General features: G+C 34.1%; 11 protein-coding genes. 7 read left to right on the forward strand and 4 right to left on the reverse strand.

The annotated features are described in order from the left end of the window. The first annotated feature begins 33 nt into the window (after window positions 1–33). A complete protein-coding gene (locus EXE10_RS01690; protein ID WP_165382977.1) occupies window positions 34–1,878 on the forward strand; it encodes a P-loop NTPase fold protein in 1,845 nt (614 codons plus the stop codon). A 34-nt stretch (window positions 1,879–1,912) separates the two neighbouring features. On the opposite strand, the gene EXE10_RS01695 is transcribed toward EXE10_RS01690, so the two are convergent. Continuing rightward, window positions 1,913–2,269: an Arc family DNA-binding protein gene (locus EXE10_RS01695; protein ID WP_130112144.1), complete on the reverse strand. Its 357-nt coding sequence runs from the start codon at window positions 2,267–2,269 to the stop codon at window positions 1,913–1,915. Between the two features lie 200 nt (window positions 2,270–2,469). Here EXE10_RS01695 and EXE10_RS01700 point away from each other — a divergent pair, with 200 nt between their 5' ends. Beyond that, window positions 2,470–3,264 (forward strand): Bro-N domain-containing protein, encoded by a 795-nt coding sequence (locus EXE10_RS01700; RefSeq protein WP_130112145.1) that lies wholly within the window; start codon window positions 2,470–2,472, stop codon window positions 3,262–3,264. A gap of 405 nt (window positions 3,265–3,669) precedes the next feature. On the opposite strand, the gene EXE10_RS01705 is transcribed toward EXE10_RS01700, so the two are convergent. Continuing rightward, on the reverse strand, window positions 3,670–3,951 hold the full coding sequence (locus EXE10_RS01705; RefSeq protein WP_087551848.1) for a hypothetical protein: 282 nt from the start codon (window positions 3,949–3,951) through the stop codon (window positions 3,670–3,672). Window positions 3,952–4,268: 317 nt separating this feature from the next. On the opposite strand from EXE10_RS01705, the gene EXE10_RS01710 reads away from it, so the two are divergent. From EXE10_RS01710 to EXE10_RS01725, 4 genes are all read left to right on the forward strand, one after another. Further along, window positions 4,269–4,484: a hypothetical protein gene (locus EXE10_RS01710; protein ID WP_068974310.1), complete on the forward strand. Its 216-nt coding sequence runs from the start codon at window positions 4,269–4,271 to the stop codon at window positions 4,482–4,484. Between the two features lie 205 nt (window positions 4,485–4,689). Beyond that, the gene (locus EXE10_RS01715) at window positions 4,690–4,914 is read left to right on the forward strand and encodes a hypothetical protein (RefSeq protein ID WP_068974309.1); all 225 of its coding nucleotides are present in this window, start codon (window positions 4,690–4,692) and stop codon (window positions 4,912–4,914) included. 900 nt (window positions 4,915–5,814) lie between these two features. Next, a complete protein-coding gene (locus EXE10_RS01720) occupies window positions 5,815–6,159 on the forward strand; it encodes a DMT family transporter (protein ID WP_087551850.1) in 345 nt (114 codons plus the stop codon). A gap of 1 nt (window position 6,160) precedes the next feature. Continuing rightward, on the forward strand, window positions 6,161–6,730 hold the full coding sequence (locus tag EXE10_RS01725) for a TetR/AcrR family transcriptional regulator (protein ID WP_228255456.1): 570 nt from the start codon (window positions 6,161–6,163) through the stop codon (window positions 6,728–6,730). Between the two features lie 112 nt (window positions 6,731–6,842). Here EXE10_RS01725 and putA read toward each other — a convergent pair whose 3' ends face one another. Continuing rightward, on the reverse strand, window positions 6,843–10,628 hold the full coding sequence (gene putA / locus EXE10_RS01730; RefSeq protein ID WP_416346092.1) for a trifunctional transcriptional regulator/proline dehydrogenase/L-glutamate gamma-semialdehyde dehydrogenase: 3,786 nt from the start codon (window positions 10,626–10,628) through the stop codon (window positions 6,843–6,845). A gap of 118 nt (window positions 10,629–10,746) precedes the next feature. Here putA and EXE10_RS01735 point away from each other — a divergent pair, with 118 nt between their 5' ends. Continuing rightward, complete coding sequence (locus tag EXE10_RS01735) at window positions 10,747–11,244, forward strand: Lrp/AsnC ligand binding domain-containing protein (protein WP_068974307.1); 498 nt, start codon at window positions 10,747–10,749, stop codon at window positions 11,242–11,244. Between the two features lie 103 nt (window positions 11,245–11,347). Here the strand turns inward: EXE10_RS01735 and putP are convergent, their stop codons facing one another. Continuing rightward, window positions 11,348–12,853, reverse strand: a complete 1,506-nt coding sequence (gene putP, locus EXE10_RS01740; protein ID WP_130112147.1) for a sodium/proline symporter PutP — start codon at window positions 12,851–12,853, stop codon at window positions 11,348–11,350. Window positions 12,854–12,919: the final 66 nt, after the last annotated feature.

The following is a 12,919-nucleotide window of genomic DNA, read 5'->3' on the forward strand; positions in this document are numbered from 1 at the left end:
TTTTTTAATAAACCAGAATTCAGAGAGTTACTAGTGTCAGATTTTATTTCAGAACCAAATAAGCATATTGAAGAATATTTAGATTACTATTGTGACGATAGTTTAAATGATTATGCCGTATTGATTAATGGAAGTTGGGGATCTGGGAAGACGTGGTTTATTAGAAGAGTAGAAGAAAAACTAAAACAAAAAGGATTTAAAAGAGTAGTTTATATAAGTTTAAATGGTATTTCAAAAAAAGATGCGATAGATGATGAAATATTTTGTGCTCTTCACCCTATATTAAGTCATAGAGCAACAAAATTTTTTGGAAAAATTGCAGCAGGATTAGTAAAAGCATCAACAAAAATTGATCTAACGGATGGTGGTGAGAAAAATACATCACTTTCAATTTCAATCCCTAACCTTGATGTCAATTCGGCTTTAAAAGATGGAGAAAAATTAATACTAATATTTGATGATCTTGAAAGATGCCAAATGCCTATAGCAGAAATACTTGGTTATATTAATTATTTTGTTGAACATACTAATTCTAAAGCTATAATTCTTGGAAACGAAAATGAAATCAAAAAAAATGATAACTACAACAAATATGATAATGAGAAAGAAAAATTAGTTGGTACAACCTTTGCTTTCCATGGTGATGCAACGAATGCTTTAATAAGCTTTATAGAAGAACTTCCTAGGCTAGATGTGAAGCATATACTTAAGAAAAAGGTAGATTTAATTATTGAAATTTATAACTTATCTGATTATAGAAATATAAGAACACTTAAACAAACAATTAGAGAATTTGTTAGATTCTACAAGCCTGAATTTTTTAAAGATGAAAGTGATATTTTTGAATTAATATTAAAATACTTTTTAATATTATCCCTTGAATATAGAAATTCAGGTTTCTCGGATGGGTTTTTAAAATTTAAGGATAAAAGTTCTGAAGATGATGTCACTAATAATAAATTAACATTTGAAAAATTTCTATCTAAATATAGTTTAGATAAAAATGATAGTTATATTTTAAAAACAAATACATGGAATAATATTATTGTTAATAATATTATTGATGAATTATTAATAAATAGTGAGCTCGATGAAAACTATTATAGAGCGAAAGTTGAGAAACCAATCTGGTATCAACTAATGGATTTTTATGATATGAATGAGTTAGAGTTTGATATTTTAATTGAACAAGCTAAATCAAAATTAGAAAAAGAGGATTTTGAAAATTGGGAGGATGTTATACATACTTTTAGTATGTTAGTTTATTTTGAGGATATATCAGTTATAAAAGATGATCTAGATATTTTTAAAAAATATGCTCTAAGTTCATTTTATAAAACGATTCCAGTCAAAGAAAGTATTAAAAGTTTGAAATATATAAATTTTAGAGAACATGCTTCTGGCTACGCATTTTATGCTAATGGTGTTGATTATTTTAATAAGTTTTTAGATGAAGTTAGTATTGAGTATGAGAGAAAATATGAGCATAACTTGAATACTAAGGCTGTAGAATTATTGGATTTAATGAGGGAGGATCCTGATTTATTTTATCAAAGAATAAATTTAACAAATCAAAGTGATAATTTATTTTATGATCAGCCAATATTCAATAAAGTTAATCCTGTTAAGTTTTCTAATAATTTATGTGATTTATCTAAATCAGATCTAGTTATTATTTTAAGTGCATTGAGAAAGCGCTATAAACTTATAATTCAAAACCCTGTTTATCCGAAAGAAAAGCAATGGATTGATAAAGTTGTTGAAAATATAGAAAATAAGATATTACCTACTTCTAACCGATTAAAAAAAGCTAAAATTGAGCAGAGAATTTTACCTATATTTAAAGAAATTCATGATACTGCATATGTTGGAAATTAATTCCAAAGTTAAAAAAGCACCTCACGGTGCTTTTTTAATCCCTAAAACTTTCACTTCTAGGAATAGAGTACCAATAGCGTATCTTCTTTCCATCATTCAAGGTTTCAATATTAATAAGTTGATATTGTGGATTTCTGTAAAAAACCTCTGAAATCGTGCTTTCAACACGTGCAGTTCGCTCATGAAGAGGTTCTTTCGGATAGTCTTCAATGCAATTTATATCATTGAAGTAAATAGAACGCCCAGAGTTGGCTTTGGACTTTAATAAAGCTTGTTCCAAGATATTTACTATTTCACCATTCATTGTTCTGTTATTTGATTTAGATCTATCTTCCAAAATAGATTTCAACTCTTGTGATAATCGAATTTTGAGTTGTGCGTCTTCAGTCATTTAAAAAAACTCCATTTGTCGATTGGAAGTAATTTAACAGATTGACATGTGAACCACAATGGTTTAATTTTGGTTTAAATTTGAACCAAAACATCCATAACCTCAGATTGAGGGTATGGAAGATTAAAAAGTTCAAAAAAAGCCCCTACAACTTGGCGGAAGGAGGGGCTTTCTATCTAAACCCTGCAAGGAGATTAGACATGAACAGTCTATCATTTAATGACATGAATTTTAATCCAGTTAATCAGAATGATGATCAAATTTGGATAACATCATCTGAACTGGCTCGAATGCTTGGATATTCACGATTAGATAAAGTAACTCAGATCTTTAATCGTAAAGCTGATGAATTTACTTCTAAAATGACTAAAGTTATTGATAATCCTCATACGCCCAATTTGGGCGTGCGGATATTTAGTTTGCGCGGTTGTCACCTTGTAGCTATGTTTGCCCGCACACCAGTCGCCAAAGCATTCCGCAAATGGGTACTTGATATTTTGGATAAGGAGGCTGGTGCACATGTAGCCAAAACGCACAAGTCTGAACGAGAGCCATTAACCAACGCTGTGAATATGCTTGTGGCTAAAACGAAGCATTTAAACTATAGCGATGCTTATAAGCTAGTACATCAGCGTTTCAATGTAGAACATATCGAAGACATCCCTTACGATGTGATACCTGTCGCCGTGGAATATGTTCACCATTTGATTGCTTTATACAGTAATGCTGAAAAGAAACAATTTAGTGAAGCTGAATTACAAAACTTACATGCGTTGGCAACTCATATGATTTGGGTGCGCGAATGGTGGAGAGAGTTTGGTGATTCGATCAAGAAACTAAACCCGACGATGTATTATAGAGTCAACGACAATTTTAAAGATGGTGCGTTTGTGGCATGGTGGTTTGTAAAGCCCACCAAGAAACAAGCATTAGAAGAATGCGTGAAGAGTTTTGATTGGTTGGCAGGAACTTATCAGAAAAATTTATCGATATAATTTCTACTATTTATTGGTTTCACGGAATATCTATGAATTATAAATTTCATTAGATATTCCGAAGAATCAAAAAAGAAAAAGAATTGTTTTTGGAGGCAGTTTATGCATAACATCAAACTGCTAAAATTAGTTTTAGATGATAGTCAAAAACATCAATCAAACTAATCGTTTATGCTTGAGTTTTGTTTTTATTTTGCAGGAATTTTGCAGGTAGAATTTTTTCAATGAACAAAAACAATTAATTTCAATGATTTATATCATTCTTGGAATTGAAACTCTCAGTAGTATGCTGAGTGTTTAATACATTCATAAAACTGATTAGCTAATATGAAATTGATAAGCTACTTCTATAAACGGAGTAGCTTTTTATTTGCTTTTACCAATTGTTTTGAATGAATTATCAATTTAAGGACTTAATACAGTTTTCTGTTCCATTTCCTCCATCCAATCATTTAAATCTAATTCATTGGCAAAAGAGTGTTCATGATCAACTTTAAAAACAAGGAGTGAATCATTTATTCCTAAAATATTGGATAAATGTTGACGAATGATTTTAGCATCATAGATTGTATTCACTAGCCAAGTTGAGGTATTTACGCGGATAGATGAATCATAATTTTGGATGATTTTATGAACTTCATCAAAATGGTAATCGTGTGAAGAGTTTAAAATAATCAAATAATTCATAGAGAAAGCCTCCATAAAATAAAGCATAATAAATCATTAGAAAATAATTTTGTGATTTGTATCACGCTATTAATTTAGCATCGATATGTTGGAAAAAGAGAGCAAATTGTCAAACAATAAAATTGAGTTATGTTTTTTAAAGATATTGTAAAAAAAGCATAGATTGGGGGGATGTCGTAGATAAAAAACAATCAAAAAAAATCAATTTTAGCTAAATTAATGTACAATACGGTTTAAATTATTTAAACAATAAGCTCATCATCCTGTGATGGGCTTTTTTGTTTTAACTTCCTGTGTGATCAGTTCGAGGTTGTAAAATGTTGGTTAAAATAGAAGATGGTTTTTACCTAAATTCAATTCATATCATTGCTGTACATGTTTCTAAAAACATGATTACACAAAATTTTTCTATAGATATTGAATATACTCCGCATAATTATAAAGCTAATGGTACGTATCACAAGAAATGTGAAACTAAAGCAGAGGCTGATATCTTTTTACAAAGTTTACATCAGCAAATTGCGAAGGTTTAATTATTAGCTTTATTTTGGAGTAGATCGAAAGGGATTTCATCATAAGGTAAAATGTTCATCTGAATAATTTATTTGAATTCTCTTAATAAATATTTACTAATTATTAGATTGATGTAATAAAAATTCGAAAGTCAAATTACTGTGTTATTTAAATATAAATGTCATAAAACAATGTTATAAAAAAAAGAGATTTATGGAGGCTGTGATGGAAATTAGTGTCAAGAAAATCAATAAGCGTATTGAAGATTACCAACTTGAGGGTAAGGAACCTTCTGTATTAGAAATCGGTTATAAGACTTATGCACAATTGATGCATGAAGATAAATTCGCTGATGCGCTCAAGAAAGACCCAAATGATCCATTACTCCGCTTTTATAAAAATATCAAAATTAAAGTAGTGACAGAAAAACATTATTTTGAAGTTCGATAGTTTTGTTTAAAAAATAAACAATTGATTTTTTTATTAAAATTAATCTCAGGGAAGAGAGTCTAAATTTTTTATGAAAAAAATAATAAAATATTGATAAGAGTTATCCATCAAATTATTTAATTTTAATTTAAAATCTTTTGTTTAAATAAACAAAATGGAGATACATATCGAAAAAAATGAGTTCAAATTGTTAAGTTGAATTTATCTCGGTTTATACGAGATTGTGCACATTTTTACCAATAATTAAATTATGATTTGAATTTAAAGAAAGCGGATACTTCTTTATTTACGAATAAAATTATTTGTTAAGAATAATTAATAAATATAAAACAGTTGGCATACTTTTTGTTTGATTCTATTTTTATTAGATTATTATGATTTTTGAAAAATAAGTAAATATAATCAATATTATGATAATATTTATCATTTGATAATGATAATTCTTTACTGTGATTTTCAGTTTTTTATCAGCAGATTTTGATACAAAAAGTCACTCTTAAAAATGTTTTATAAATTTAATTTAACTTAATGTTCTTACAAAGTTGGACAAATTATATTATTATAATGTCTGGTTTTTTTGTGAAAAATAAAAAATGGAAATTTTAAATTTTTTAAAAAGTTTCAATACGTTAAATACTTATTTGGTTCTCGCTGTATTTGTATTGATTGCTATCATTTCTTTCTTTTACATTGTAAGTCCAGCTTGATGGCAAAGTAAAAGCAGGATCTATAAAAGTGAAATATTGAAAAATATTTCACTTTTTTGTTTTCAAAAAATATAATTATCATAGATTTACATTTATTATTAAGAAATATTTATATCATATCGAAATTAATTTTAAATTTTAGCTAGAATATATTAACATACCACTTGGTTGGTATCTTTATTTTGAGTTATTCATGAATCCTATTTTAACTGCATATCTACTCTTAGCATTTGCTATTGTTTCAGAGGTGATTGGTTCTACATTTATTGTAAAATCAGAAGGTTTTACTAAATTAGTGCCGTCTTTAACCGTTTTGGTGTTATATAGCATCGCCTTTTACTTGTTATCACAAGTGGTGAAAGTCATTCCATTGGGAATTACTTATGCAATTTGGGCGGGTGTTGGTATTGTATTGACAGCATTTTTAGGATTTATTGTATTTAAACAAAGTCTTGATCTTGCTGCGATGATGGGTATTGCTTTGATTATTTCAGGTGTTATCGTAATTAATTTATTTTCAACTACCGCAGGGCATTAATTTGACTCAGATCAGCAACGCGCATCAACGTAAAAAAGAGCCGGAAAAAGTTCGACAACTTATCTTGCAAAATACCATGCGACTTGCCGCAGAAAGTGGTATGCAAGGTGTATCTATTCAGGCTGTAGCAGATTTATCAAATGTGACAAAGGGGGGCGTGTTTCATCATTTCCCCAATAAACAAAGCTTAATTACGGCAATGATCAGCAGTGCAATGCATACTTTAGATGATGAAGTTGAAAAATATCTAGCAACGAAAACGATTGAATATGGTTGTTTTACACGTGCTTATATTGAGCTGACATTAACAAGTGAGAATTTTGGGATCGGTTCAGTGTGGTCAGCTTTGTGTCTAACGTTTATTTCAGATCAGGCTTTTTGTGCAGAATGGAACCAGTGGTTGGCGCAACGTTTGGTACGACATCAAGCGACTGATCAGGATATGAATTTACAATTGTTACGCTATGCTGCCGATGGTGCATGGTTGATGGAAGGTTTTAAATCTGAAAATCAGCAAAAATTGATAGACATAAAAAATGAGTTAATTCAAAGAAGTTTTATAAAAAATTGAATAATATTTGTGGATTGCAAGGGCATTAAAAATACCCAAGCTTCTCATTCAAAAAGCTTGGGTAATACGGTGTAAATGTGATGTTTTTTTACTTTAGAACGTCAATGAACTCTTAACTATCTAGTGTCATCAAACTTGCATTACCACCGGCAGCAGCTGTATTGATGCTGATTGCACGTTCAATCAATAGTGGTTCAAGTGGAATTTGCCCATTTACATCATGACAATGGGTAATTCCTACAATAGCACCTTGGCGTTGTGCAACCATTGCTTGAGTATTTTGCAAACTTTGTTGAGAGCCTTGGTGTAAGACTGCATCAAATTCACCAGTGATTAAATCATTGATCATCGTGAATTTTTGTTTTAAAGCTTGAGGCATAGACTGAATCATTTTCAAGGCAAGTGAATTGTCACTCAAAATGATGGCTTGCGCATTTAAACTTAAGATTGCATTGAATTGATCGAGTAGCGAAGTTTCATTGTCTGCAATCGCCAAGATACGTTGACGTGCCACAATTTGATATTGGTTAGATTCACCTGTAGGTCCAGGTAACTCATACAATGCGATCGGGGATGGATATGGCTGTAATTGAATTTGAGCATGGTTTTGCTGCACCCATTTTTCAAATAATTCATAAATTTCAGAATTTTTTGTATTTCGTGTGGAAAGCGTTTTTACAGTGCCAAAAGGTTGTAGTGGCAATGTGGTATGTTGCATCAATTTATATAGATAAATTGGACCACCTGCTTTAGGGCCTGTGCCTGATAAACCTTCACCACCAAACGGTTGTACCCCTACGACTGCACCGACAATATTGCGATTAATATAGAGATTTCCAACTTCCGCATGCTCAATCGTGGTTTGAATGGTTTCATCAATACGGGTATGTAAACCCATCGTTAAACCATAACCTTTAGAATTGATATGCTCTAAAAGTTGTTTTAACTCACCATATTTATAGGTGATCACATGCAAGACTGGACCGAAGACTTCACGCTTTAAATCATTTAAATTCGGTAGTTCAATCAGGGTTGGAACAATAAATGTACCCGCATTCAAGTCAGATGTCGGGGTATTATCTGCAAGTTGATGGACTGGATAACCTTTGCTACGCATCATTTCAATATGTTTTTGAATATTTTGCTGTGCTTCTTGATCAATCACAGGACCAATATCGGTTTTTAATAAAATCGGATTGCCGATTTTCAACTGTTGCATTGCACCTTTGAGCATTTTAATTAATGTCGCTGCATTGTCTTCTTGCACACAGAGTACACGCAGGGCAGAACAACGTTGACCCGCACTATCAAAGGCTGAATTCACCGCATCAATCACGACTTGTTCAGTCAATGCTGATGAATCCACAATCATGGCATTCTGACCACCTGTTTCGGCAATCAATGGAATTGGCTGTCCTGATGGGCTCAGTCTTTGGGCAACAGTTTTCTGTAAAATTTTGGCAACTTCGGTAGAACCTGTGAACATAATGCCTTGGATACGTTCATCTTGGCTGAGTTTGGCGCCAACAGTTTCACCACGACCAGGTAAAAGTTGAACGACTGATTTAGGAATGCCAGCTTCCCATAAAATTTGAATGGCTTGTGCTGCAATCAATGGCGTTTGTTCCGCAGGTTTTGCAATCACGGTATTTCCAGCAACCAAAGCTGCCGAAATTTGTCCCGAAAAAATTGCCAATGGGAAGTTCCAAGGACTAATACATAAAATAGTTCCTAATGGTTCTATGACAGTATTATGATCAATCGCTTTTGCTTGGGCTGCATAATAACGTAGGAAATCCACAGCTTCACGGACTTCTGCAATGGCATTGCTATAGGTTTTACCACTTTCACGGTTTAATAAAACCATCAACTCATGAATACGTGCTTCCATCAAATCCGCAGCTTTCAACAGTAAGTCTGCACGAACGTCTTTCGAGGTATTTTTCCAATCCTCTAATGCTTGATGTGCATTTTCTAAAGCCAAGTCAACTTGTGCGGTTTCTGCTTCGATGACATACCCAACGAGGTCTTTATGATTCGATGGATTACGGATTTCAACTGCATTACTTTCTGATAAATCTTGAATATCAAGATGATCAACGAGGCTAGCACTGTTCCATTGATGAGAAGAATACTGTTGAGCGATACGGTTTAATTCAGTCAATTCGCTATCATCAGCAAGATCTAAACCTTTAGAGTTTTGTCGAATGCCTTGATACAAATCTTGAGGCAAAGGGATCGCAGGATGTTTTAAACCTACGGCTTGTTCTTTTTGTGCAGTTTGCATGATTTCATGAATTGGATCTTCAATGAGATCATCAATTTGAATACTTTTATCTGCAATACGATTAACAAAAGAGGTATTTGCGCCATTTTCCAATAAACGGCGTACTAAATAAGCGAGGAGGGTTTCGTGATTACCGACTGGGGCATAAATTCGGCAAGGGATTCCAAGTTTATTATCAGCAACATTTCCTACGACTTGTTCATAAAGCGGTTCGCCCATGCCGTGTAAGCATTGGAACTCATATTGACCTGTATAATATTTTTGTGGATCTGCCAATTGGTAAATCGTGGCAAGGGTTTGCGCATTATGTGTCGCAAATTGAGGATAGATTTGATCAGGTGCAGCCAATAGTTTTTTTGCACAAGCAATATAAGACAAATCGGTATGCACTTTACGTGTGAAAACAGGGTAGTCACTCATACCATCAATTTGTGCTTTTTTAATTTCGCTGTCCCAGTAAGCACCTTTCACCAAACGAATCATTAAACGTTTTTGGCTACGTTTTGCAAGGTCAATTATATAATCAACCACATAGAAACAACGTTTTTGATAAGCTTGAATGACGAAGCCGATGCCTTTCCAATCCGCCAATTGCGGTTCAAAGCACAAACGTTCAAGTAGCTCTAAAGAGAGTTCTAAGCGATCTGCTTCTTCAGCATCAATATTTAAACCGATGTCATAGGTTTTGGCTAAAAGTGCAAGATTTAAAATACGCGGATAGAGTTCATCGTGAACACGGGCGATTTGTGAACGTTGATAGCGTGGATGTAATGCAGAAAGCTTAATCGAGATACCAGGTCCAGAATATACATCTTTGCCTGCTGAAGCCTTACCAATGGCATGAATGGCTTGGGTGTAATCTTCAAAATAACGATCTGCATCATGTTCAGTTAAAGCAGCTTCACCCAACATATCATAAGAATAACGGAAGCCTTTATCTTCAAGCACTTTGGCATTATCCAAAGCTTCTTCGATGGTTTCACCTGTGACAAACTGTTCACCCATCATACGCATCGCCACATCGACAGCCTTACGGATGACGCCTTTACCTGTACGTGCGAGAAGAGAGGTCAAAATACCAGAAAGGCTATTCTGTTTTGGGGTTTCCATGAGCTTGCCTGTCAGCATTAAACCCCACGCTGCAGCATTCACGAACATCAAATTACTTTGACCTAAATGATCTTTCCAGTTGCCTTGGTTAATTTTATCTTTGATTAATAAATCACGGGTTGCACTGTCAGGAATACGCAGTAAGGCTTCTGCCAAACACATCAAGGCAATGCCTTCTTGTGATGATAAGGAAAACTCTTGCAACAAGCCTTGCACAATACCTGCTTTGCCTGATGAACTTTTACGGTCACGTAAGCTATGCGCTAGATTAAAAGCAATGTCATAAATTTTTTGATTCAGCTCTTCGGACATTTGGCTGTGATCAAGTAAATTCTCCACGCATTCAGGTTCAGAGCGACGCCAAGCCGTATTGATTGCATCTTCTAAATCAGACTTATCTTTAAACTCAGTGATGTAATCTAAGCTTGGTGCAAAATCTTGAATAGATTCCGTATTCAAATTTGTATGGGAGTCTAAATTTTGTGGTGAATTCATATTCATTGCCAACATCCTGTGACTTGAAAATTTTTGTTGAGCATTTCGCCTTATATAATTTATGATTACAGAATATTTGGTGAATAACTCACTATAATTTGAATAATATTTAGAGAATTATGCTATGGAAGGTGCGTATTTAAACCTAGATCGAATAGATATTCGGATTTTAGAAATACTGCAAAAAGATGCCAAAATTTCCAATATTAAATTGGCTGAAGAAGTGAACTTATCGGCAACGGCTGCGCTTGCACGTGTGCAAAAGCTCACAGCAGAAGGTTATATTCTTGGCTATGAGGCGAAGCTTAATCCTAAAATGTTAGGGGCAAATTTTGTCGTTTTTGTTGAAATACTTTTGGATAAAACTACGCCAAATGCTTTGGATGAATTCTCGGATGCTGTGGTGCAATACCCTGAAATCATGGCTTGTCACATGATTAGTGGTGGCTTTGACTTTCTAGTGAAAATTCGTTGTGCAGATATGGAGGAGTTTCGCCGTATTTCTGGGCAAGTACTATGGCAGTTGCCTGGTGTGAAAGAAACCCGAAGTTATCCTGTGATGGAAGTGATTAAAGACAGTGGACAGTTGCATTTAAATTTTAAGGCAAAAGCAAAAAAGTAGAATATTTTTTAACATTCAAAATATTAAAAAACCTCTCTTGATTGGCTCAGGAGAGGTTTTTTAATGGTAACTATAAAATTAAAGATTTAATTTATTACCGATATTAAAGATTTTTCATCTCATGATCATACACTTGTTCAGCGTGGTCAAAACGATCAATGACTTCTTGTTCAGGTGCTTTACCCATTAAACTTACGATTATGATACTGATGAAAGATAGGATAAAGCCTGGTACAATTTCATATAGTCCTGTATGCGCCATGGTGTTTTTCCAAAGAATAACGGTCACTGCACCGACAATAATCCCAATGATCGCACCATTCAACGTCATACGTTTCCAGAAAATTGACAAGATAATCAATGGTCCAAAAGCTGCACCAAAACCAGCCCATGCATAAGCCACTAAACCGAGTACTTTACTTTCAGGGTTGAATGCTAAAAGGATTGCCAATACTGAAATTGCCAATACCATTAAACGACCCACCCATACCAACTCATTTTGTGATGCAGTTTTACGGATAAATGATTTATAAATATCTTCAGTCAATGTACTTGAACATACGAGTAATTGACAGCTCAAGGTACTCATTACTGCCGCTAAAATCGCAGCCAGAACAACACCTGCAATCCATGGATTAAAGAGGATTTTGGTTAATTCCATAAATACGGTTTCTGGATTTTTTGCCACGATGGCAGCAGCAGGAATATCTGGGTTTGCTGCAAAGTAAGCGATACCCACATAACCAATTGCAACAGCACCACCTAAGCATAGAATCATCCAAGCCATACCGATACGGCGGGCATTCGGAATAGACTTAACTGAATCTGCTGCCATAAAACGCACAAGAATATGTGGTTGACCAAAATAGCCTAAGCCCCAAGCCATGGATGAAATAATGGCGATAGCACTAACACCTTGGAACATATTTGCTGCATGAGGGCGAACAGATTCGATTAAGTGATTCACAGTAGTTAAATCACCTACCGCAAGGAAAGTCATAATTGGTGCGAGAAGCAAAGCAAAAATCATCAAGCCAGCTTGGAAAGTATCTGTCCAGCTGATTGCAAGGAAACCGCCGATACAGACATAGCTCATCGTTGCAATTGCACTTACCCATAAAGCCGTCGAGTAATCCATTGCGAAAATACTCTCAAATAGACGAGCACCCGCCACCATGCCAGAAGCACAGTAGATCCCGAAGAAAATGAGAATTACCAAAGCCGAGATAATACGAAGCACTTTCTTTTTATCTGCAAAACGACTGGTGAAATAATCGGGTAATGTCAAAGCGTTATTTTGAATTTCTGTATGGACACGTAAGCGTCCAGCGACCAAATACCAATTTAACCATGCACCGATAATCAAGCCAATCGCAATCCAAGATTCAGATAGCCCCGTGATATAGATTGCACCAGGTAGCCCCATCAGGAGCCAACCACTCATGTCAGAGGCACCTGCGGATAGTGCAGTAACAAAACTTCCTAAGCTTCGTCCACCTAAAATATAATCTGAAAAATTCGTGGTTCGTCTATACGCATATAAGCCTATACAGACCATAGCAATAATATAAAAAATAAATGTCACTACTGTGGGGTTGATTGAGTCCATATCCAATTCATTCCTTTAAGGAGATAAAGCTCCAAGTTTTATTTTTTTAGCGTTAATTTCACTTGC

Source organism: Acinetobacter sp. WCHAc060033, assembly GCF_004209125.1.
In the GTDB taxonomy this organism is placed as follows: domain Bacteria; phylum Pseudomonadota; class Gammaproteobacteria; order Pseudomonadales; family Moraxellaceae; genus Acinetobacter; species Acinetobacter wuhouensis.

Coding starts and splice junctions, on each gene's coding strand:
- EXE10_RS01710 (WP_068974310.1), top strand. CDS start 4,269: ATGTTGGTTAAAATAGAAGATGGTTTTTACCTAAATTCAATTCATATC.
- EXE10_RS01735 (WP_068974307.1), top strand. CDS start 10,747: ATGGAAGGTGCGTATTTAAACCTAGATCGAATAGATATTCGGATTTTA.
- putA (WP_416346092.1), bottom strand. CDS start 10,628: ATGAATATGAATTCACCACAAAATTTAGACTCCCATACAAATTTGAAT.
- EXE10_RS01700 (WP_130112145.1), top strand. CDS start 2,470: ATGAACAGTCTATCATTTAATGACATGAATTTTAATCCAGTTAATCAG.
- EXE10_RS01715 (WP_068974309.1), top strand. CDS start 4,690: ATGGAAATTAGTGTCAAGAAAATCAATAAGCGTATTGAAGATTACCAA.
- EXE10_RS01705 (WP_087551848.1), bottom strand. CDS start 3,951: ATGAATTATTTGATTATTTTAAACTCTTCACACGATTACCATTTTGAT.
- putP (WP_130112147.1), bottom strand. CDS start 12,853: ATGGACTCAATCAACCCCACAGTAGTGACATTTATTTTTTATATTATT.
- EXE10_RS01720 (WP_087551850.1), top strand. CDS start 5,815: ATGAATCCTATTTTAACTGCATATCTACTCTTAGCATTTGCTATTGTT.
- EXE10_RS01695 (WP_130112144.1), bottom strand. CDS start 2,269: ATGACTGAAGACGCACAACTCAAAATTCGATTATCACAAGAGTTGAAA.